The organism is Luteibacter sp. Sphag1AF, from assembly GCF_014192715.1.
Taxonomy (GTDB): Bacteria; Pseudomonadota; Gammaproteobacteria; order Xanthomonadales; family Rhodanobacteraceae; genus Luteibacter.
The window spans coordinates 1,389,713-1,409,810 of record NZ_JACHYH010000001.1; the positions used below are offsets into that span (position 1 = coordinate 1,389,713).

The 20,098-nt window shown below is 65.4% G+C and carries 20 protein-coding genes; 12 read left to right on the forward strand and 8 right to left on the reverse strand.

What is annotated here, in order from left to right; genetic code table 11:
• Positions 1-44: 44 nt before the first annotated feature.
• From rsmG to FHW69_RS06325, 6 genes are all read left to right on the forward strand, one after another.
• Complete coding sequence (gene rsmG / locus FHW69_RS06300; protein ID WP_183422120.1) at positions 45-677, forward strand: 16S rRNA (guanine(527)-N(7))-methyltransferase RsmG; 633 nt, start codon at positions 45-47, stop codon at positions 675-677.
• An 88-nt stretch (positions 678-765) separates the two neighbouring features.
• Positions 766-1,605 (forward strand): ParA family protein, encoded by an 840-nt coding sequence (locus FHW69_RS06305; protein WP_183422121.1) that lies wholly within the window; start codon positions 766-768, stop codon positions 1,603-1,605.
• An 8-nt stretch (positions 1,606-1,613) separates the two neighbouring features.
• Entirely contained in the window at positions 1,614-2,477 is an 864-nt protein-coding gene (locus FHW69_RS06310) for a ParB/RepB/Spo0J family partition protein (RefSeq protein ID WP_183422122.1), read from the forward strand.
• A 22-nt stretch (positions 2,478-2,499) separates the two neighbouring features.
• On the forward strand, positions 2,500-3,030 hold the full coding sequence (locus FHW69_RS06315; RefSeq protein ID WP_255494553.1) for a sigma-70 family RNA polymerase sigma factor: 531 nt from the start codon (positions 2,500-2,502) through the stop codon (positions 3,028-3,030).
• Positions 3,030-3,761 carry a DUF3379 family protein gene (locus FHW69_RS06320; RefSeq protein ID WP_183422124.1) on the forward strand — a complete coding sequence of 244 codons (732 nt, stop codon included), beginning with the start codon at positions 3,030-3,032 and terminating at the stop codon, positions 3,759-3,761. The genes FHW69_RS06315 and FHW69_RS06320 overlap by 1 nt, the downstream gene beginning before the upstream one ends.
• Before the next feature lie 61 nt (positions 3,762-3,822).
• Positions 3,823-4,539 (forward strand): glycosyltransferase, encoded by a 717-nt coding sequence (locus FHW69_RS06325; RefSeq protein ID WP_183422125.1) that lies wholly within the window; start codon positions 3,823-3,825, stop codon positions 4,537-4,539.
• A 38-nt stretch (positions 4,540-4,577) separates the two neighbouring features.
• On the opposite strand, the gene FHW69_RS06330 is transcribed toward FHW69_RS06325, so the two are convergent.
• Both FHW69_RS06330 and FHW69_RS06335 read right to left on the reverse strand, forming a co-directional pair.
• Positions 4,578-5,537 carry a patatin-like phospholipase family protein gene (locus FHW69_RS06330; protein WP_183422126.1) on the reverse strand — a complete coding sequence of 320 codons (960 nt, stop codon included), beginning with the start codon at positions 5,535-5,537 and terminating at the stop codon, positions 4,578-4,580.
• Positions 5,538-5,547: 10 nt separating this feature from the next.
• Positions 5,548-6,528, reverse strand: coding sequence for a YafY family protein (locus FHW69_RS06335; protein WP_183422127.1), 981 nt, complete (start codon positions 6,526-6,528; stop codon positions 5,548-5,550).
• A 211-nt stretch (positions 6,529-6,739) separates the two neighbouring features.
• Here FHW69_RS06335 and FHW69_RS06340 point away from each other — a divergent pair, with 211 nt between their 5' ends.
• The gene (locus tag FHW69_RS06340) at positions 6,740-7,675 is read left to right on the forward strand and encodes a hypothetical protein (RefSeq protein ID WP_183422128.1); all 936 of its coding nucleotides are present in this window, start codon (positions 6,740-6,742) and stop codon (positions 7,673-7,675) included.
• Positions 7,676-7,797: 122 nt separating this feature from the next.
• The gene (locus FHW69_RS06345; RefSeq protein WP_183422129.1) at positions 7,798-8,643 is read left to right on the forward strand and encodes a DUF481 domain-containing protein; all 846 of its coding nucleotides are present in this window, start codon (positions 7,798-7,800) and stop codon (positions 8,641-8,643) included.
• Positions 8,644-8,653: 10 nt separating this feature from the next.
• Here FHW69_RS06345 and hemC read toward each other — a convergent pair whose 3' ends face one another.
• From hemC to FHW69_RS06370, 5 genes are all read right to left on the reverse strand, one after another.
• The gene (hemC, locus tag FHW69_RS06350) at positions 8,654-9,574 is read right to left on the reverse strand and encodes a hydroxymethylbilane synthase (RefSeq protein WP_183422310.1); all 921 of its coding nucleotides are present in this window, start codon (positions 9,572-9,574) and stop codon (positions 8,654-8,656) included.
• An 80-nt stretch (positions 9,575-9,654) separates the two neighbouring features.
• Positions 9,655-10,368, reverse strand: a complete 714-nt coding sequence (locus tag FHW69_RS06355; protein ID WP_183422130.1) for a LytTR family DNA-binding domain-containing protein — start codon at positions 10,366-10,368, stop codon at positions 9,655-9,657.
• Positions 10,349-11,413, reverse strand: a complete 1,065-nt coding sequence (locus FHW69_RS06360; protein ID WP_183422131.1) for a histidine kinase — start codon at positions 11,411-11,413, stop codon at positions 10,349-10,351. The genes FHW69_RS06355 and FHW69_RS06360 overlap by 20 nt, the downstream gene beginning before the upstream one ends.
• 45 nt (positions 11,414-11,458) lie before the next feature.
• Positions 11,459-12,136: an alpha/beta fold hydrolase gene (locus tag FHW69_RS06365; protein WP_183422132.1), complete on the reverse strand. Its 678-nt coding sequence runs from the start codon at positions 12,134-12,136 to the stop codon at positions 11,459-11,461.
• Between the two features lie 111 nt (positions 12,137-12,247).
• The gene (locus FHW69_RS06370) at positions 12,248-14,341 is read right to left on the reverse strand and encodes a prolyl oligopeptidase family serine peptidase (protein ID WP_183422133.1); all 2,094 of its coding nucleotides are present in this window, start codon (positions 14,339-14,341) and stop codon (positions 12,248-12,250) included.
• Between the two features lie 131 nt (positions 14,342-14,472).
• Here FHW69_RS06370 and FHW69_RS06375 point away from each other — a divergent pair, with 131 nt between their 5' ends.
• On the forward strand, positions 14,473-16,869 hold the full coding sequence (locus FHW69_RS06375) for a prolyl oligopeptidase family serine peptidase (RefSeq protein WP_183422134.1): 2,397 nt from the start codon (positions 14,473-14,475) through the stop codon (positions 16,867-16,869).
• Between the two features lie 6 nt (positions 16,870-16,875).
• On the opposite strand, the gene FHW69_RS06380 is transcribed toward FHW69_RS06375, so the two are convergent.
• A complete protein-coding gene (locus FHW69_RS06380; RefSeq protein WP_183422135.1) occupies positions 16,876-17,664 on the reverse strand; it encodes a helix-turn-helix transcriptional regulator in 789 nt (262 codons plus the stop codon).
• A 143-nt stretch (positions 17,665-17,807) separates the two neighbouring features.
• Between FHW69_RS06380 and FHW69_RS06385 the strand changes: the two genes are divergently transcribed.
• The 3 genes from FHW69_RS06385 (at position 17,808) to FHW69_RS06395 (ending at position 20,097) form a co-directional block, all read left to right on the forward strand.
• Positions 17,808-18,059 carry a hypothetical protein gene (locus FHW69_RS06385; protein WP_183422136.1) on the forward strand — a complete coding sequence of 84 codons (252 nt, stop codon included), beginning with the start codon at positions 17,808-17,810 and terminating at the stop codon, positions 18,057-18,059.
• Positions 18,060-18,150: 91 nt separating this feature from the next.
• Positions 18,151-18,609, forward strand: a complete 459-nt coding sequence (locus FHW69_RS06390) for a MarR family transcriptional regulator (RefSeq protein WP_183422137.1) — start codon at positions 18,151-18,153, stop codon at positions 18,607-18,609.
• A gap of 27 nt (positions 18,610-18,636) precedes the next feature.
• The gene (locus FHW69_RS06395) at positions 18,637-20,097 is read left to right on the forward strand and encodes an efflux transporter outer membrane subunit (RefSeq protein ID WP_183422138.1); all 1,461 of its coding nucleotides are present in this window, start codon (positions 18,637-18,639) and stop codon (positions 20,095-20,097) included.
• The last annotated feature ends 1 nt before the right edge of the window (position 20,098 follow it).

Genomic DNA, 20,098 nt, shown 5'->3' on the forward strand with positions numbered 1-20,098 from the left:
GCCACTGCCGCGATACTTCCCGCCCCGCAATCCAAGGTGGCCGCATGTCCGGGCGCGAAATTCTGCAAAAACAGCTTGAGCGCGGCATCGCCGCGCTGGGCACCGAGCTGCCCGATGGCGCCGTGGACCGTCTGCTGGACTATCAGGCGCTGCTGCAGCGCTGGAACGCCGCCTACAACCTGACGGCCGTGCGCGACCCCGCGGAAATGATCACGCGCCACCTGCTCGACTCGTTGGCCATCATTCCCTTTGTGAAAGGCGACACGCTGGCCGACCTGGGCACGGGCCCTGGACTGCCCGGCATTCCGCTGTCCATCGCGGCGCCCGAACGCGAGATCACGATGGTGGACTCCAACGGCAAGAAGGTCCGCTTCCTGCGGGAGGCCATCCGTTCGCTGAAGCTGACCCACTCCCACGCCGTGCAAAGCCGGGTGGAAGAGGTGGAAGGCACGTTCGACTGCATCACGGCGCGCGCTTTTGCCAGCCTGGCAGACATGCTGGGCTGGGGCGGCCATCTGCTGGCGCCCAACGGCATCTGGCTGGCCATGAAGGGCCGGCACCCGGAAGAAGAGCTCGATGGCGTGCCCGAAGGCTTCACCGTCGAGCGCATTGAAGCCATCCGCGTGCCCGGCCTGGATGCCGAGCGGCACATCGTGGTGATCCGCCGTACGGGCTGATCCGCGAGGTTCCGCCAACTCAAGCTAGGGAGCCACCCCCCGTCGATGCTACGCTAGCGCCCTTTCCGCGTACGGCATCGACGACTTCATGGCTCGCATCATCGCAGTCGCCAATCAGAAAGGCGGCGTCGGCAAGACCACCACATCCGTGAACCTCGCCGCGGCGCTTGCCGCAGCGAAGCGCAAGGTGCTGCTTGTCGACCTGGATCCGCAGGGCAACGCCACCATGGCGTCGGGCGTGGACAAGCACGAAACCAAGCCCAACGGCTGCGAAGTGCTGCTGGACGAAGTGTCCATCACCGACGTGCTGGTCACGACCGAAGCCGGCTTCGACCTGTTGCCGGGCAATGGCGACCTGACGGCCGCCGAGCTGAAACTGATGGATCAGCTCGCCCGCGAGCATCGCCTGAAGGAACAGCTGGCCAAGGTTTCCGACCGTTACCACACCATCCTGATCGACTGCCCGCCGTCGCTGCACCTGCTCACGCTCAACGCGCTGACGGCTGCGCACGGTGTGCTGATTCCGGTGCAGTGCGAATATTTCGCGCTGGAAGGTCTGTCCAGCCTGCTGGACACCATCAAGGCGGTGCGCCAGCGCCTCAACCCGGAGCTGGAAGTGGAAGGCCTGCTGCGCACCATGTACGACGTGCGCAACAATCTCGGCAACGAAGTATCGGCCCAGCTCACCCAGCATTTTGGCGACAAGGTGCTGCGCTCGATCATTCCGCGCAACGTGCGTCTGGCTGAAGCGCCCAGCCACGGTCAGCCCATCCATCTGTACGACCGCGGATCGCGCGGTGCCATCGCCTATATCGGTCTGGCCGGCGAGATCATCCGCCGCGAGCGGAACCAGGCAGCCGAAGAAGCACGCGAGTCCGACGACACCGCGAACGATGCGGCGTCTGACGCCACGCCGTCGACCCACTAGGAGTTCTCATGGCAGCAGCGAAGAAACGTGGCCTCGGGCGCGGTCTGGATGCCCTGCTTGGCGGCGGTGAAGCCGGCCCTTCCGTGGTTGAGCAGGAAGGTGAACTGCGCTTGTTGCCCATCCACCAGATTCAGGCGGGCAAGTATCAGCCGCGTCGCCACTGGAATGAAGAAGCGCTGGACGAACTGGCTGCTTCCATCAAGGCCCAGGGCCTCATTCAACCGGTGGTCGTGCGTGCCATCGGCAAGAACAGCTATGAACTGATTGCCGGCGAACGCCGCTGGCGCGCCGCGCAGCGCGCGCAGATGAGCGACATTCCCGCGCTGGTGAAGGATGTTCCCGAGCAGTCCGTGCTGGCCATGGCGCTCATCGAAAACATTCAGCGTCAGGAACTGACCCCGCTGGAAGAGGCGCAGGCACTCAAGCGGCTGATCGACGAATTCGACCTCACCCATCAGCAGGCGGCTGACGCGGTGGGTCGCTCGCGCGCTGCCGTGTCCAACCTGCTGCGCCTGATGGAACTGCCCGCCTCCATCAAGCAGCTGCTGGACGAATCGAAGCTGGAAATGGGTCACGCCCGCTGCCTGCTGACGCTGCCCTCCACCATCGCCGAACCGCTGGCGCTGGAAGCGGCCCGCAACGGCTGGACGGTGCGTGAGCTGGAAGAAGCGGCACGCCGCGCCCAGCTGGCACCCAAGGGCAAGGCAAAGACCTCGATGCCCGATCCCAATGTGGCCAACCTCGAACGCGAGCTGGCAGAGCGTTTCGCCACCCGCGTGGAACTGGCGCAGGGCCGTGGTGGCAAGGGCAAACTGGTGATTCACTATCACAGCCTCGACGAGCTCGACGGCATCCTCAGCAAGGTTCGCTAGAACCCACTGAAAGGAAATGGCCATGCCTCCGGTCCATAAGGATGTGAACTCGAAGCAGCGACAATACGAAGCCATGGTGCGGGCATGGTCCGCGGATCTTTACCGGTTCGCGTTCTGGCTATGCCGCAACGAAGCGCTGGCCCAGGACCTGGTGCAGGAAACCTTCCTGCGCGCCTGGAAAAACCTCGATGCGCTGCGCGATGCCGAGCTGGCCAAGCCCTGGCTCATCACGATCCTGCGGCGCGAGCACGCCCGTCTTTACGAGCGCAAACGATTCGACACGGTCGAACTGGACGACACCGTTCCCGAAGACACGGCCTGGGCCAGTCCGGAACGCAGCGGGGACGCCGCCCATGTGCGCGACGCAATGATGAAATTGCCCAACAAATACCGCGAGCCGCTCGCCATGCAGGTGCTGGGTGGCATGAGCTGCGACGAGATCGCCGCCGCCACCGAGCAACAGCCCGGTGCCGTCATGACGCAGCTGTTCCGCGCGCGTCAGCGGCTGAAATCCCTGTTGGGTGGCCGGGCCGCCGCCGAGGGAGCACTGTGATGGACTGCCTCCAGTTCCGCCGCCAGTTGATGGCCGAGCCCCGTTCGCACGATCCCCAATTGCTTGCTCACCGCGAGGAATGTCCCGCATGCCAGGCGTTCTGGCTGCGCACACAGCACTTTGAAGATCAGCTGGAACAGGCCATGGACGTACCTGTGCCTGCCGGTCTTGCTGACCGCATCCTGCTGGCCCAGGCCACCGATGCCCGGCGTCGCCAGATGGTTCGCCGCCGTGGCTGGCTGGCCGTGGCGGCCAGCATTCTGATTGCGGTGGGTGGTGGCACGGTGATGTGGCGTCAGGCGCAGAGCCATTCGCTGCCTGTGCTGGCGGTTGCGCACATGCCCAAAGAGATCTCCGCGCTGGCACTGACCGCCGCTATTCCCGACAGCATGGTGACCGAAGGTTTCGCCGAGCGTGGCACCACCATGCGCGGGCCGATGCCTCTGCACGTGACCTATGTTCACGACTGTCAGGTCGGTCCTTACCGGGCGGTGCACGTGGTCAGCCGGGTCGACGGTCAGCCGGTCGTGGCGCTGTACATGCCCGGCAAGATGACCGACAAGCCGGAGCATTTCAGCCGGGGCGGATGGACGGGGCGGGAAATCCCGCTCAACGACGGCACGCTGGTCGTCCTGGCCCAGCATGCCTCGCCGGATGCCCTGGATCAGGCGGAGGCGGGCTGGCGCATGGCCATTGATGGACCCGGCGGTCCATCGCTGACCAGCATTTAATGACCCATCGCTCAGGTTCATAGGCGATAATGCGCGCCTGCACCCTTCCGGACCCCAAGCGATGACTCAGCTCGCCGTGGTCGTGCCCGTTTTCAACGAGCGCGACAACATCCCGCCGCTTCTCGCCGAAATTGCCTCGGCCCTGCGCGGCCGGATCGACTTCGAGATCATCTACGTCGACGACGACAGCACCGACGACAGCGTCGCCGTGCTCGCTGCTGCGCGTGCGCAGTATCCGGAGTTGCGCGTCATTCGCCACATCACCCGCAGCGGGCAGAGCACCGCCGTGTGGAATGGCGTGCGCGCGGCCCGTGCACCGTGGATCGCCACGCTGGATGGCGACGGCCAGAACGATCCGGCCGACATTCCCAAACTGTTGGCCGCCCGCGATTCGGCCGCTGCGGATGTGCGCCTGTTCGCTGGCTGGCGCGTCACGCGCCGGGACAGCTTCAACAAGCGCATTTCCTCGAAAGTCGCCAATGCGGTGCGTTCGCGCATGCTTCGCGACAACACGCCTGACACGGGCTGCGGTCTGAAGCTGTTCGAGCGTGAAGTCTTCCTGCGCCTGCCCTACTTCGACCACATGCACCGCTATCTGCCCGCGCTGGTGAAGCGCGCCGGGTTTGCCAGCACCAGCGTGCCCGTGGGCCATCGTCCGCGAACGGCAGGCACGTCCAAGTACGGCATGCTGGATCGTCTGTGGGTCGGTCTGGCCGATTTGCGCGGTGTTGCCTGGCTGATGCGCCGGGGCAAGGTCACGAAGACGGAAGAACTCTGAGTCTTTCAGCAATTCACTGACGCACCGCCGGGCGGTGCTCAGTGGTGCCCGGACTGGGCCAGTTCCATCGCCGGATTCCATGCCGCCAGTGATTTGCGTGTGCGCTCGCGCCCCAGCTCGATGAGTTCGCGGGCGCGATAGAACTCATACATCGTGGACACGTTGCGCGGAATTTCGACCAGCAAATCGGGCTGATACGCCGCCAGGCGCAGGCGTGACAGGTTCGATTGCATCAGGTCCATGGCCTGATTCATCAGATCGAACGCGCCCGGATCTTTCGGCTTGTGCCCGTTGTGCGGCATCACCCGGCCAAAAAACGCGCCGATGCGCTGGCGATAGCCGCCCGACTCGTCCGTAGTGGATGCATCGCGCTCGGGCGGCACCTGCAATTCGGCGGCGCCGTCCACGCTCACGGCCACCACGTAGTCGGCCTCCTCGCGCATCAGGGGCATCACCGGCAACGGATTGAGCAATGCGCCATCGACCAGCCGACGACCGCCGATCACGTGGGGGCGGAAGATCGTTGGAATGGCGATGGATGCGCGAATGGCATCGAACAGCGGCCCGCGGGTCAGCCACACCTCGCGCTCGCGGTCGATATCCGTGGCCACGGCTGTATACCCGATGGGCAAGTCTTCGATGTTCACCTCACCGATCAGCTCGCGAAGCGCGCCGATGATGCGATCGCCCTTGATGAAGCCGCCGCCGGAAAAGCTCCAGTCCACCAGCTTCAGCACATCGAAGCGCGCCAGGGTGGAAACCCAGTCGCGGTAGATGTCCAGCTTGCCCATGCCGTAGATGCCGCCGATCAGCGCACCCATGGACGTGCCGGCAATGGCGACGATTTCGAAGCCGTGGGCTTCCAGTTCCTCAATCGCACCAATGTGAGCCAGGCCCTTGGCGCCGCCGGCGCCCAGTGCCAGGGCCACGCGCGGACGGCGCGGCGATCCGCTCGCGGACGGAACGGCGCCGGTTTCGGCAATATCGAAGTCGCTCATGACGCGAACCTCAATGAGAGCGCTGGTAGCCGGTAAGGGCCAGTTGGAGCAGGATCTTCATTTCTTCGCGAAGCGGCAGCGGCGCCACGATTTCAGCGTCCGGGCCGTATTTCAGAACATCCATCAGCAGCTCTCGGGAATTGGAGTAAGGCACCTTCAGCTCATAGCGTCCGTCGGGCAGCCACTCGCCGCGCTGCTGCGAATGCCAGTGCTCGTCGGCCACCCAGCGGGCGGCGTGGGCGGAAAAACGAATGGTTGCCCAGGCCTTGGGCTTGCCGGCGAAGATGCCGTAGCTGGAGGCCAGCATGTCGTTCAATTCAGCGTCTTCGACGTCGCGGGCCGGGGAGTCCAGCGCCTGCGGCTCGGCAATGCGGTCCACGGCGAAGCTGCGCAGCGCTTCGCGGTCGTGATCCCACACGTCCAGATACCAGTTGTCGCGGTAATGGGTCAGGCGTTGGGGCGACACGATGCGGCCGCTATCCGAATTGGTGGTACGAGCGCGATAGCGGAAGCGCAACTGGCGACGTTCCAGTACGGCACCGGCCACGATGCGGAACACCTGCTGGTCCATCTTGCGGGCGCCCCAGGAAATGACCCGGATGCGATCCACCGGCAACGCCCGGCCGCTGCCGTGGTCGGACAGCAGGCGTTCGATGCGTGCCTTGAAGGGCGCCAGGGCGCCGGCCAGAACTCCCGGGTCGGAGCGCCCGATGAGTTCGTTCAAGGCCATCAGGGCCGCCAGTTCGTCGCTGGTCAGCCACAGACCCGGCAGTTCAAAGCTGTCGCCCTCGCCGGATTCGTAGCGGAACGAGGCCTGCTCTCCCGGTACGCTTTGCACGGGTGCGCCAAGGCCGTCGCGCAGGAACGCCACATCGCGGTAGAGCGTGGCGCGCGAGCACTCCAGCTCATCCATCAGGCGGGAGAGCGGAACCGGGTAATGAGCCGATTTCAGCAGGCGGTGGAGGGTGAGAATGCGCTCGTAGCGGTCCATGGATGTCGCCGGCTGTTAACGCGGAAGGTGGTACTGCAAGTGTGTCCACGGGTGCGTGACGCGCACATGTACGTCTTCGTACCGCGCAGGCGTCAAGCATGGGCTCGGCCTCAACGAACCGCAAGCGGCTACAAGGCCAGTTTGCGTCATATGCCGATAGGCGCAAAAATGCTTCCTTTGTCATTCGCCACCAGGACGCTCTTCCGAAGTCATGGCGGAAAATAAAGACGCACCACGCTCCGGCGAGCATGCCGGTATGCGTGAGGACGACGCTTCCCCGGCGCAATCCCTGTTCTCCTTTGCCGGCGTACTCCTGCAGGTGGCCACGGCGACGGGCTACGGCCTGTGGATGGTGCTGGGCACCGCACTGGCCATGGGCCTGTACTCGGACGGTCGCGGGGAGGTGCTGGCACCCCTGACGCTCGGGCTGGTTCTGGTCAGCCTTGGGCTGGTGGCCGCCTGTCTGCACCTGCGTTTCGCTCCGGACTGGCACGGCTGGAACCCGCTGAAGCGGACCATGCCCACCGGCGAGGGCATGATCGCCATGGCCAATTACCTTCCGATGCTGGCGCTGGCCGGTCTTGCCCGTGGTGACAACGATTTCTGGGCTACCCGCGTGGCTGGCGCCGCCCTGATGCTGTGCAGTCTGGCCACGCTGGTGTATTCCGCCCGGGGTATTTCGCGGCGGCTGCCCACTGCGCTCGCCTCGGTCGCCAACGCCCTGCCGCTGGGGCGCACCGTCTCGGCGCTATTTGCCGGTGGCCTGTGGTTCTGGCTGTGCGTGGCCCTTCAGGCCGATTCGCCCGTCGATCCGGTGAGCCCGTGGCGCCTGGCCCTGCTGGCCGTGGCGCTGGTGCTCGGGGTCGTGGAGGGCGCGCGCTGGCAGGCGCTGCGCCGTCTGGCGGAAGAACAGGGTACGATCGTGCGTCTGGATGCTGGCGGCACCGCGTTTTCGCTGCTGGGTCGCCGCTTTGCGGCCGCGGCGCTTTCCGTCGGTCTGCCCTGCCTGTTGCTGGTGATCCACGGCGGGGTGATGCACGCCAGCATGGCGGGTCTGGCCGCGTTAAGCTGCGTTATCGGTCAATGCCTCGAACAGCGGCTGTACGGTTACGCCTACGGCTTCGCCCTGAACGGGTCGAAGACGTAACGGCCGTTACGTTCTACCCTTCCCCGCTGGGATGGCCTTCCATGTGGCCAATGTGTGCGCCGTGATTCGTCATGGCGCTCGGGCAACGCTTTAACTTTTCTTTTTAAAAACACGGGTCGATGATGAACAAACTTTCCCTCGCCGCTCTCATCCTGGCAGCCCTTCCTCTGGCTGCCATGGCCGACGACTACCAGACCGCCACGCCGCCGTCGGGCACTGCTGCCAACAATGGTGGCTGGTCCGGCTCGGGTGAATTCGGCTTTGCCTCCGCCCGCGGCAACTCGCGTTCGGAGAACGCCAACGCGAAGCTCGGCCTCAGCCAGGAAAACGAGCTGTGGAAGAACAACTTCTACCTCAACGGCCTGCGCTCCAAGGGCAACGTGGACGTCGAAGATGGCAACGGCAACACCGTGGACAAGTTCACCACCACGGCCAACCGTTACGACACGGGCGCATCGGTGGGTTACAAGTTTGATCCGCGCAGCTACGTGGTCACTGCCGCGCGTTACGAGCACGACGATTTTGGCGCCAACCTCTGGCAGGGCATCGTCTCCATCGGCTACGGCTACATTGCCCTGAAGAACGAGCGCGCTGAGCTGTCGTTCGAAATCGGTCCCGGTTTCAAGCGCTACCAGGCCGCCAACAGCACGCGCGAAGTGGCTGATCCGGCTAACCCGGGTGCGACCATCAGCGAGTCGTACAAGCCGGATGCGCAGAGCGAAGTGGTCGGCCGTGGCCTCATCAACGCCAAGTACCGTCTGACGGACAATACGGCGCTGGAAGACACGCTGCTGGTCGAAGCAGGCTCCAAGAATCAGTACTACCAGAACGATATCGGCCTGTCGGTCAGCATGACCCGCAAGATGGCGCTCAAGGTGGGTTACCAGATCCGCTACAACAGCAACACGCAGCCGGGTACGGTAAGCACCGACAAGCTGATGACGACGAACCTCGTCTACAACTTCTGAGCGACCCGCGTTAAAGCTTGCGCGGCGTCAGGAAATCGCCCGCGCCAAGTTCCAGCAGCATGTTGGCCACGATGCGCCCCAGTTCCAGGGGCGCATCGGTGGCGCTGTCGGCCTGGGCATGCAGCAGTTCACCCGTATTGGCGTCGCCCACCATGCCGTGCAGTGTCAGGCCGTGTTCGGCCACCACGCACCACGCACCAATGGGCACCGAGCAGCTTCCGCCCAGTGCCTCATTCATCGCGCGCTCGGCGCTTACCGCCAGACGCGTTTCCGGATCGTCCAGCGCCGCCATCAGCTCCGCCACATGGGCGTCGCCCGCGCGCGTTTCCACGGCGATGGCGGCTTGTCCTGCTGCGGGCAGCCAGTCGGGAGCCATCAGGCGCGAACGGATGCGATCGGCCAGACCCAGGCGTTCCAGGCCAGCACACGCCAGCATGATCGCGTCGTACTGACCGGCATCCAGTTTGGCCAGGCGTGTGTTGACGTTGCCGCGCAGGTCCAGCGTCTGCACATCCGGGCGCACTGCTTTCAACTGCGCCTGACGGCGTAGCGACGACGTGCCCACGCGGGCGCCGGGCGGCAACTCGGCGAGATTGGCGTAGTGCAGGCTCACGAAGCCATCCGCCGCATCCGCGCGAGGCAGCACGGCGGACAGGGCAAAGCCCGGCTCCAGTTCGGCTGGCATGTCTTTGAGCGAATGCACGGCCAGGTCGGCACGGCCTTCATGCATGGCCACTTCCAATTCCTTCAGGAACAGGCCTTTGCCGCCGATGGCAGCCAGCGACCGATCCAGGATTTCGTCGCCGCGTGTGGACAGCGGCACCAGCTCGACCCGCAGTCCCGGATGAGCCTGGCGCAGCAGCGCGGCGACGTGCTCGGCCTGCCAGAGCGCCAGTGCGCTCTTACGGGTGGCAATACGCAGCGGCTGGATCATCGGAAACTTTCCTGGGAGGGCGAACGGCGGTCAGCGATTGTCCCGCAATTCGCGCGCTGACGCAGCGCGACTCGGCGTCACAGGTCCGTGGTGCGCAGCATCTGGCGCACGATGGCCAGATTGCGCCGGCTGACTTCAGGCATCACCTCCGTCCCTGCCAGCCGCGCCAGCACGCGTCCATCAGCCAGCGTCTTCAGGCCCAGCAAACGCTGCCGTGGCACCAGACAATTGCGGTGCAGCCTGACCAGCCGTTCGCCGTGCGCCTGTTCCAGCTGGCGCAGGGAATCGTCGATCAGCCACGCGCCGCCCGCGTGATGGACGGCGACGTACTTCTCGTCAGCCAGCAGATAGTGGACATCGTCCAGTGCGACACGCACTTCATCGGCGCCGGAACGCGCTCGCAGAAACGCGGGTGCTGGCTTCGGCCGGGTGAGGCGGCGGGCGCGTACGCGATCCAGTGCTTCGGCCAGTCGTTCAGGACGCACGGGTTTCAGCAGGTAGTCGGTGGCGCCCAGTTCAAACGCGTGCACGGCGTGCTGGTCGTATGCCGTGCAGAACACGATCTGCGGCGCCTGCGACATCACGCCGATCCGCCTTGCCAGCGCTGTGCCGGTGATGCCGGGCATCTCGATGTCCAGAAGAATGAGGTCCACCTGGCGATCCGCGCAGGCTGCCAGCACCGCTTCGCCATCGGCCACGCTGCCCACCACTTCCACATCGGCGGTACCGGCGAGCAAGGTCGCCAGTCGCGCGCGGGCCAGCGGCTCGTCGTCAGCGATCAGCACGCGCATGGATGGCGTTCTCCGGAAGGTAAAGCGTGACGACGAAGCGGCCGCCGATGTCTTTCACGTCCACCAGCGACTGCGTTCCAAAGTGGTACGCCACCCGTTCGCGCACGCTATGCAGACCGTGGCCGGTGCCACCCGTGGCCGGCGCATCGGGCAGCGGATTGTCCACCACCAGCTCTATGCCGCCGGGCACACGCCGACCGCTGAGGCGAACTGTACCGCCCTCACGCAGCGGCTGGATGCCGTAGCGGATCGCGTTTTCCACCAGCGGCTGCAACAGCATGCGCGGCAGCGGGAAATCCGTCGGCACATCCAGATCGCGCTCGATCCGTAGCCGCTGGCCGAGGCGCAGCAGCTCGATGTCCAGGTAGCGCTCCACCAGCAGCAATTCTTCGCCGAGCGTACCGGTCGTGGAGGTGTCGCTGCCCAGTGCCGCGCGAAACAGCTCGGCCAGATTCAGCACCGTGCGCTCGGCAGCATCCGGGTCCACGCGCACCAGCGCCGCCACGGTGTTCATGCTGTTGAAGAGGAAATGGGGGCGAATCCGCGCCTGCAACGCTGCAACCTGTGCGTGCGCGGCGGCTGCCTGCCGGGTCTGCCACTGCGCCACCACGTAGAAATAGCGCAGCAGGCCAGCGCCCAGAAGGCCGGTCGCCAGCGTGCTGTCGCGAACGAACGCGTCAAGTGACGCGGGTGTCAGGCCCGTGCTCATCGCATGGTCCAGCCAGCCAATGACCGTGCTTGAGACCGCCACGGTCGTGACCAGCACCAGCCACACGGCGGCGTAGGGCCAGAGCCCTGCCAGTCGCTGCATGGCAGGGCGCAGTTTGCACAGCGCCACGGTCAGCAGCATCGCCACAAACACCACGAAGAGCATGGCGACGCAATACCCGCGCAGGCTGCTCTGGTTTCCCGGCGCCAGCCACATCAGCGACACCGTCAGCGCGCCCACCACCAGCAGCGCAAAAAGTACCGGGAGACTGCAGAAGTCGGGCAGATCGGCCGAGTGGGCGCGTGTGCGGGTTGGCGTCGGTCGGCGGGTCGGCATGCGGCGGAGTATGCACGATGGCACGTGGGGCCATCGTGCGTTGGATCACCCGTTGGCGGATGCCGCGAAGCGCTGTCCGAGCCACGTGCGCAGGTCGGCAATTTCCTGTGCGCAGACCTGATGCGCCATCGGGTAGGTGTGCCAGTCCACCGTGTAGCCCAGCGTTTGCAGGAGGTCGCGCGAAGCCGTGCCCCGTGCCAGCTGCACGATCGGGTCAGCGGTGCCATGGCCCCAGAAAATGGCGATGTTCTGATTGCTGGCGCTGCGCTCGGCCGTCACCACATCGCGGATGGGCACATAGGTGGACAGCGCGACGATGCCGGCCAGCGGGGTGGCGTGGCAGAGGCCGGCGGCCAGGGCGATGGCGCCCCCCTGGGAGAAGCCTGCCAGCACGATGCGCGATTCGGGGACACCCCGCTCCACTTCGCGGGCGATCAGCGCCTGCACCTGGGCGATGGACTCGCGGATGCCGTCGGCATCCTGCTGGTCTTCCAGGCCGAAACCCATGATGTCGTACCACGCCCGCATCGGCATGTTGTTGTTGATCGTGACCGGTCGCACGGGCGCATGCGGAAACACAAAGCGGATGGCGGGCCATTGCGGGTCCACCAACTCCGGCACGATGGGTGCGAAGTCGTTGCCGTCCGCGCCGAGGCCATGCAGCCAGATGATCGAATGGGTCGGTTGCGCGCGGGTTTCGGTTTCGACGACAGGCAGGGTCATGGGGTGAGCTTGAGTCAGAGGAACGAACGGGGATGGTAGCCCGTCCGTTCGCTCATTGGCTCAAGCGCCATGACGTCCCCGTGGGGGCGACCTCGCTCCCACGGGGGTTTGTCACAGACCCAGTTCGTTGGCGAAGAACGTCATGGACAGCGCGGCATTGCCCACCCGCTGACTGAACGGCGCGCCGATTCCGTGGCCGGCATTCATGCGTGTCAGCAGCAGCACCGGCTTGCCGGACGTGGTGGCGTCCTGCAGCGCGGCGGCGAACTTGCGCGACTGCCACGGTGCCACGCGCGGATCATTCGCGCCGGTCGTGAGCAGCACGGCCGGATACGCGGTGCCGGGCTTCACGTTGTGCAGGGGCGAATACTTCAGCGTGGCGCGGGCCTGTGCCGGATCGGTCACCGTGCCGTACTCGCTCACGTTGTACGGACCATTGGCGAACGCGGTTTCATGGCGTGGCACGTCGTAAATGCCGACGCTGCCCACCACGGCGCGGTACTGCTCGGGATGCTGCACCAGCGAGGCACCCATCAGCAGGCCGCCGTTGCTGCCACCCAGAATGCCCAGGTGGCTGGTGTCGGTCCACTTGCTGGCAACCAGCGCCTGAGCGGCTGCGTAGAAGTCGTCGAAGACGTTCTGCTTCTGCAGCTTCTGGCCCTGTTCGTGCCAGGCTTCGCCGAACTCGTTGCCGCCGCGGATGTTGGCGTAGGCCAGCACGCCGCCACGTTCCAGCCACGCCAGGTTCGCACCCACGAAGCCCGGGGTGACCGGCAGGCCGAAGCCACCGTAGCTGTACAGAATGGTCGGGCGCTTGCCGTTGGCTTCCACGCCATCCATGGACAGCACGGTGACCGGAATCTTGCTGCCATCCTTGGACACGCCCTCGATGCGGTGCACGCGGACCTTTGAATAATCAGCCGCAGGCTTCACTTCAAACACGGTGCGCAGTTCACCGCTCTTGCCGTCGTATTCCACCCAGCGGGTCGGAGTGGTCCAGCCGGCATAGGTGATCAGCGCCTTGTCCTGGCCTGATTCCGACGCGACGCTGTTGATCGCCACGCCCGTGGCCGGGAACGGCAGGCGACGCACCAGCTTGCCGTTGCCGTCGTACTGCTCCGCCGACCAGTCGGGGCCGGCGCTGCGGGTCACGATGAAGCCATCACCCATCGGCGATACGTGCTGGATGGCCGTGTCGCCCTGGGGTAGCACGTCGGTGCGCTTGCCCGTGGCATCCACGGCGATCAGCTTGCCGCGCGGCGCGTCGGCAAACGACACGACGATCAGGCGGCCGTTGATCCAACTGGCCGAACGCACGTCGGCATCACGGCCCAGCACGCGCTGGAATTTGCCGTCGCGGCGGAAATACACCTCGGCCGGGCCACCGTCGCCTTCGTTGGCGAGCACGGCAACGTCCTTGCCTGCGGGGCCTTCCAGCAGGATGTATTCGGCCACCTTCGAGTAGCCCTTGCCGAACACCGTGGTGTCGGTCACCGGGGCATCGCCCAGACGGTGGTGCGCCAGCGTGGCGTCAAACTGCTTCACCTCGGCACCTGCCGCCGGCGTGTCAAAACGCACGTACGTGAAGCCCTTCTCGTCAGCGTCCCACGCCAGCCCCTGCGGCGTGGTGCCGCCGCCGGCATACGGGAGCGAATCGGGGAGTGCCTTGCCGGTGTTCGTGTCCAGCACGTGGATGGTGGTCAGTTCGCTGCCACCTTCGGCGGTGCCGTAGGCCAGGTAACGGCCGCTCGGCGAGGGCCAGTACTCGGTGATGGCCGTGCCGCCACCGTTGGCATTCAGATCCACCAGCGTGCGCGGCTGGCCGTCGGGCCACTTCTGCGCCACCAGCACGGGCTGCGGCTGGGGCGGCGTGTTCTGCATGTAGAACAGCGTGCCGCCTGCCAGCGTCGGGGACGAGCGCGTGGTGGAGGTGATGGCCAGTTCGCGGATGCGTGCTGCCAGTTCCTTGCCATGCGGCATCGCGCCGATGGTGGCCTCGGTGTACGCGTTCTGCGCCTCGATCCAGGTTTTCACTTCCGGGGAGTTCGCATCTTCCAGCCAGCGATACGGATCGTTGACCGGCACGCCCGCCAGGGTTTCAGACACCACGTGCTTCGGGGTGGCCGGGGCGGCGGGAGTGGCGCCATGCGCCGTGCCAGTCAGCGCGAGCGCGGCGGCAAAGATGTAGGGAATGGTGGACCGCATGTTCGTCACTTCCACAGGGGTGAAACCCCGAGGGTAACTCCGCGCGGCCGTCGCGTCAGCGGGACCCCTGGCGGTTGCGGCCACGGGCCGCTCCGCTATGCTTCAAAGTATTTGCCCAAGGGAAAACCCTCATGCGTCCTCTTGTCGTTGCCCTGTTCGCCGCTCTCGGCGCGGGCTCTGCCGTTGCCGCCCCCGTGGACCGGCTCGACATGGAAACCATCATGGCCAATCCGGACTGGATCGGGCCGGCGGTGGAATCGCCCTACTGGAGCGTGGACGGTCGCAGCATCTACTTCTCGCAGAAGCGCGACGGTAGTTCCGTGCGTGATCTGTGGCGCGTGGCGGCGGCGGGTGGCAAACCCGAGCGCCTGGACCCGGCCGCCGTGGCGGGTGCCGATGGCCCGGCCGTGTTCGACGCAGATCGCCATCGCGCCGCTTTCATCCGCCACGGTGACGTGTTCCTGCGCGATGGCGGCCGCACGATTCAGGTCACCCGAACCAGCGAAGACGAGGCCTCGCCGCGCTTCTCGGCGGACGGCCATGCCTTGCAGTACCGCGTGGGCAACGACTGGTTCACCTATGACATCGCCGCCGCCGTTGCCGCGCCCGCGGCTGTGCTGAAGGTCGGCGACGATCCGGACGAGGCCAGCACCAGCACGCTGGAAGACGGGCAGCAGGCACTCTTCAGCACCCTGCGCAAGATCAAGGCGGACAAGAACGCAAAGCGGGATGCCGAGCGCGACCTCGCCGCCTCGGACCCCAGCCGCGCACCGCGGCCGGTGTATCTGGGCAAGGACATCAGGATCGTCGATACCGAACTGTCCCCGGACGGTCGCTGGATGGTCGTGGTTACCGAGCCGAAGGACCGGGATGGTGGCAAGACGCCCCAACTGACCCACTACGTGACCGATTCCGGTTACGCCGAATCGGAGGACGTGCGCACCTACGTGGGGCGCAAGGACCCCGCGCCGCAGTCACTGCTGCTGGTGGACGTGCGCGCACGCCAGCACTTCGCGCTGAAGACCGATGCGTTGCCCGGTATCAGCCAGGACCCGCTTGCCGCGCTTCGCACGGAGAGCGCCACGGCGCTGCGCAAGGCTGGCAAGAACGACGAAGCCGATGCGCTGAAGGCACCGGCCGTACGCCCGGTGACCATCAATGCCGAATACAGCCCGGGCATCGTCTGGAGCGACGACGGCCACCATGTCGCCGTGCAACTGCGCGCGGTCGACAACAAGGACCGCTGGATCGCCTCCATTGATCTTGGCAAGCACGCCCTGGTCAACGAGCACCGCCTCACCGATGCCGCCTGGATCAACTGGAACTTCAACGATTTCGGCTGGCTGAAGGACAACACCACGCTCTGGTACCTCAGCGAGGAATCGGGCTATTCGCAGCTGTACACGCGTCGTGCGGGCGCCTCGTCTGTCGCGTTGACCCGCGGCCAGTTCGAAGTCAGTCATCCGGTGCTTTCCGGCGACGGCCGCTGGTTCTACCTGCGCAGCAATCAGACCGCGCCCTACAGCTACGACGTGTATCGCGTGGCGGTGACCGGTGGCGCGGCCGAGCGTGTCACTCACTACGAAGGTATGGACGACTTCGCCCTGTCGCCCGATGGCACCCAGCTGGCCGTGTTGCATTCGTCGGCCTACGTGCCCTCGCAACTGGCTGTGCAGGGCAGCGACGGTGCATCGCCGCGTGATCTCACCGATACCCGCAAGCCGGACTTCGCTGCCCGTTCGTGGACCGCGCCGAAGATCGTGGGCGTGCCCTCGACGCATGGCGCCGGTACGGTATGGTCGAAGTTCTATGCATCCGCCGAAGCGGCGCCTGCGGCCGGCCGTCCCGCTGTGATCTTCGTGCACGGTGCGGGCTATCTGCAGAACGTGCATCTGTCCTATCCCGCGTACTTCCGCGAGCAGATGTTCCACAACCTGCTGGTGCAGCGCGGCTATGTGGTGCTGGACATGGACTACCGCGCGTCGGAAGGCTACGGCCGCGCGTGGCGCACCGCGATCTATCGCGACATGGGACATCCGGAACTGGACGACCTGCTCGATGGCAAGGCGTGGCTGGTGAAGAACCAGGGCGTGGACCCGAAGCGCGTGGGCATCTATGGCGGCAGCTACGGCGGCTTCATGACGCTGATGTCGCTGCTGCGCGCGCCGGGTGAATTCGCCGCGGGCGCCGCACTGCGCCCGGTAACGGACTGGACCACGTACAACCACGAGTACACGTCCAACATCCTCAACGATCCCCAGATCGACCCGGCCGCCTACCGCACCAGTTCGCCTATCGAATACGCCGACAAGCTCGCCGATCCGCTGCTGATCATGCACGGCATCATCGACGACAACGTGCTGGCCAGCGACTCCATCCGCCTGTACCAGCGCTTCATCGAACTGCACAAGAAGAACTTCTGGATGTCGCTGTACCCGATGGAGCGCCACGGCTTCGTTCACCCAGACTCCTGGTACGACGAATACCGCCGCATCGACGAACTGTTCCAGCAGAAGCTGGGCCAGTAAGTCGCGTCAGAGGGCTCCCACGGTCTTCAGGTAGCGCCCTGGCGATTCACCGAAAGCCTTGCGGAACATTGCGACGAAGGCGCTGGGCGTGGCATAGCCCAGCGCATCGGCCACACTGGCCACGGCTTCACCCGTGGCCAGTCGTTCCAGCGCCCGGGTGAGTCGCGCCTGCTGGCGCCACTGCGCCATGCTGCATTGGGTTTCCTGGCGGAACAGTCGGCTCATCGTGCGCAACGACATCCCTGCCCACGTGGCCCACTCTTCCATGCCGCGGTTATCGTCCGGGCGTTCCAGCATGGCCATCGCCACACGGCGCAGGCGCCGGTCCACCGGCATCGGCAGATGCAGCGACTCCACGGGGGCGCGCCTGATTTCATCCAGCAGCACGGCCATGATGCGTTCCTGCTCGGCCGACAGCTCCTCGTCGAACGTCCAGCTGGTGGCCCGGGTCACCAGGGAACGCAGCAAGTCATTCACGCCCACCACGCATGCGTAGTTGGGCAGGCACTGCGCCGCATCCGGTGCAATGAACACGCCCCAGCCACTACTTGGACCCGCGATGCTTACCGTGTGCATTTCGCCGGGCGGCAGCCAGCCGGCGCGGTGCGGCGGAAGCAGCCATGAACCCTTGGCGGTCTGGGTGATAAAGAGCCCTTCCTCGACATAGAAAAACTGGCCGCGCACGTGCGAATGCCAGTCCGATTCCGCCAGTGGAATAGAGCGTTCGGCTTTGTAGGCCACCAGTGGTGGACCTTCCGCACTTTCCAGTGCGCGTAGCAGGGCTTCGTTGAGCATTGGCCGAATCTCGACATAAGTTGGCCAGATAACGATATCAGGCCCCGGCTGCGCATGGTTAACATGGCGACTCGCCGACTCCGGCAACCGAACCCACGCGCAAGCGCAGAGGCCGGCTTTCCCTATCCCCACGGGAGATTCCGATGCATCGACCTGCCCAATTACAGATCGTGGAGCGCACCGCTGACGCTTCCGACGCCCTCACTGTCTTCGTTGTCTGCGCTCAGGCGATGCTCGATCCGATGACGCCCGAGCCCCTCCGTCGCACCTACGAGAGCCGCCTGGTGGGCCAGCTGACCACGCTTAAAGCCTTGGGTGCATTCGATTTGTTCTCCATCCGGGACCCCGCTCTGGCCGCCCTGGTAAACGACGAACTGGCGACCGTTTCTGGCTGATAGCTGACTAGATTTTGAGAAAGTACTCAAAATACATGTTATTGATCTATTTGCCTTGACAACTATATTTTGAGCAATAAAATGCACGGCCATGAACACCCCCCTCTGCTTCCCGATCGACGACCAGGAGAGACTTGGCGCCCTCGTGGGCCAGGTTCGTACGGAGATCGTGCGCCGGCTTGAGACCGAGCTGGCCGCTCAGGGGGTGGGTCTGCGGTTCACGCAGTTCCTGGTGCTGAAGAAACTGGCCACCTGTGGGCCGAAGTCCGCTACCGAGCTTGCCCGCGCCATCGACCTCGATGGCGGCGCCATGACTCGCCAGCTGGACCAGCTGGAAACAAAGGGTTACCTCCGACGTACACCTCACGAACAGGATCGACGCGCCTTGCGCATCGAACTGACCGAGGCCGGCGAGGCGTTGTGGAAGCACATGTACGACAGCAACGCCGCGACCCTGGAACGCGCACAGCGCGACCTGAACCAGGAAGAGCGCGACCGCTTGCACGATTACCTCGAACGCGTGCTCCGTGCGCTTCGCGAGAAAGACTGAACTGAACTTCTGCCCAGGCAACTATTTATGCGTCTGCACACACTCGTGGCGGCCACCGGATTGGCGTTGGTTCTTGCCGGCTGCGCAAGCAGCGGCGGCCTGCACCCCGAAGGCACCCTGACCGATCCCGCTTCACTGCACGCCGAACGCAGCCTTTCCAAAGGCAGCGTGACGCCGGCAGCGTGGCCCGCTGCTGATTGGTGGACGGGGCTTGGCGACAGTCAGCTCAACGCCCTTATCGACGAAGCGCTGAAGAACAACCCGGATCTGGCTTCGGTCGATGCCCGCGCGCGTCAGGCTCAGGCGCAAGCCGGTTCGGCCGACGCCGCACGCAGCCCGAAGCTCAATGCGGGCGCCAGCGTGGCCGGTGCCCGCCTGCCCAATTCGCTGATCCCCGAGCCCGTCGGTGGTCATTTCTCATGGGCGAAGTACGGCTATGCCAGCTTCTCGTGGGATCTGGACGTATGGGGCGGCAAGCGTGACGCCTGGGAAGCGGCCGTAGGCACCGCGCATGCCAGCGAAATCGACGCCCGCGCTGCGCGCATCGAGCTGTCGGCCAATGTGGCCCGCGCTTACTCGCAGCTGGGCTATGCCTATGCCCAGCTCGATGTGGCCCAGGCCGAACTGGATCGCAGCAAGGCATCGCGTGACCTCACCCGGCAGCGCGTTGCCGCCGGTGTCGACAACCAGATCACCCTAAAGCAGGGCGACGGCGAAGTCGCCAGCGCCGAAGGCGAAGTGGCCGTGGCAGAGCGCGCGATCGATTCCGCCCGCTCGTCGCTGTCGGTGTTGCTGGGCAAGGGGCCGGATCGCGGTCTGGACATCGCCCGCCCCGCCCCGCTGAACCCGGCAGCCGTCGCGGTGCCGTCCACCGTGCCGGCCGATCTGCTGGGCCGTCGTGCCGATCTGGTCGCTGCACGCTGGCGCGTCGAAGCGGCGTCCAAAGACATCGCATCGGCCAAGACCGAGTTCCTGCCCAACATCAGCCTCGGTGCCATGGCGGCGTTGGCGAGCGGCGGTTCCAATGGCCTGTTCAGCTCGCGCGACCGCTTCTATGAAGTGGCGCCGGCCGTCAGCCTGCCGATCTTCGACGGCGGACGTCTGCGTTCCAATCTTGCGAGCAAGGATGCCGAGTACGACCTGGCCGTGGCCCAGTACAACAAGACGCTGGTCGGCGCGCTCAACGAAGTGGCGGACGATCTGTCGGGCCTGGATTCCATGACCACGCAGATCGACGCGCAGCAGCGCGCCCAGAACGCAGCCCAGCAGGCATACGACCTGTCGCAGCAGCGTTACAAGGCCGGCGTGGGCAGCTATCTCGAATCGCTGAGCGTGCGCCAGCAGCTTCTGATTGCTGAGCAGCGCATGGCTGCCCTCCGCGCGCAGCAGGTCGATCTGTCCGTCCAACTCATTCAGGCGCTCGGCGGCGGTTTCCGTCCCGAGGCAGGTGACCTGCCGGTCGCCAGCGCTGCGCCAGTCAATAACTAAG

Coding starts and splice junctions, on each gene's coding strand:
- FHW69_RS06360 (WP_183422131.1), bottom strand. CDS start 11,413: ATGCCGACCCGCCGACCGACGCCAACCCGCACACGCGCCCACTCGGCC.
- FHW69_RS06345 (WP_183422129.1), top strand. CDS start 7,798: ATGAACAAACTTTCCCTCGCCGCTCTCATCCTGGCAGCCCTTCCTCTG.
- FHW69_RS06305 (WP_183422121.1), top strand. CDS start 766: ATGGCTCGCATCATCGCAGTCGCCAATCAGAAAGGCGGCGTCGGCAAG.
- FHW69_RS06385 (WP_183422136.1), top strand. CDS start 17,808: ATGCATCGACCTGCCCAATTACAGATCGTGGAGCGCACCGCTGACGCT.
- FHW69_RS06335 (WP_183422127.1), bottom strand. CDS start 6,528: ATGGACCGCTACGAGCGCATTCTCACCCTCCACCGCCTGCTGAAATCG.
- FHW69_RS06380 (WP_183422135.1), bottom strand. CDS start 17,664: ATGCTCAACGAAGCCCTGCTACGCGCACTGGAAAGTGCGGAAGGTCCA.
- FHW69_RS06370 (WP_183422133.1), bottom strand. CDS start 14,341: ATGCGGTCCACCATTCCCTACATCTTTGCCGCCGCGCTCGCGCTGACT.
- FHW69_RS06340 (WP_183422128.1), top strand. CDS start 6,740: ATGGCGGAAAATAAAGACGCACCACGCTCCGGCGAGCATGCCGGTATG.
- FHW69_RS06355 (WP_183422130.1), bottom strand. CDS start 10,368: ATGCGCGTGCTGATCGCTGACGACGAGCCGCTGGCCCGCGCGCGACTG.
- FHW69_RS06330 (WP_183422126.1), bottom strand. CDS start 5,537: ATGAGCGACTTCGATATTGCCGAAACCGGCGCCGTTCCGTCCGCGAGC.
- rsmG (WP_183422120.1), top strand. CDS start 45: ATGTCCGGGCGCGAAATTCTGCAAAAACAGCTTGAGCGCGGCATCGCC.
- FHW69_RS06365 (WP_183422132.1), bottom strand. CDS start 12,136: ATGACCCTGCCTGTCGTCGAAACCGAAACCCGCGCGCAACCGACCCAT.
- FHW69_RS06325 (WP_183422125.1), top strand. CDS start 3,823: ATGACTCAGCTCGCCGTGGTCGTGCCCGTTTTCAACGAGCGCGACAAC.
- FHW69_RS06310 (WP_183422122.1), top strand. CDS start 1,614: ATGGCAGCAGCGAAGAAACGTGGCCTCGGGCGCGGTCTGGATGCCCTG.
- FHW69_RS06395 (WP_183422138.1), top strand. CDS start 18,637: ATGCGTCTGCACACACTCGTGGCGGCCACCGGATTGGCGTTGGTTCTT.
- FHW69_RS06315 (WP_255494553.1), top strand. CDS start 2,500: ATGCCTCCGGTCCATAAGGATGTGAACTCGAAGCAGCGACAATACGAA.
- FHW69_RS06390 (WP_183422137.1), top strand. CDS start 18,151: ATGAACACCCCCCTCTGCTTCCCGATCGACGACCAGGAGAGACTTGGC.
- FHW69_RS06375 (WP_183422134.1), top strand. CDS start 14,473: ATGCGTCCTCTTGTCGTTGCCCTGTTCGCCGCTCTCGGCGCGGGCTCT.
- FHW69_RS06320 (WP_183422124.1), top strand. CDS start 3,030: ATGGACTGCCTCCAGTTCCGCCGCCAGTTGATGGCCGAGCCCCGTTCG.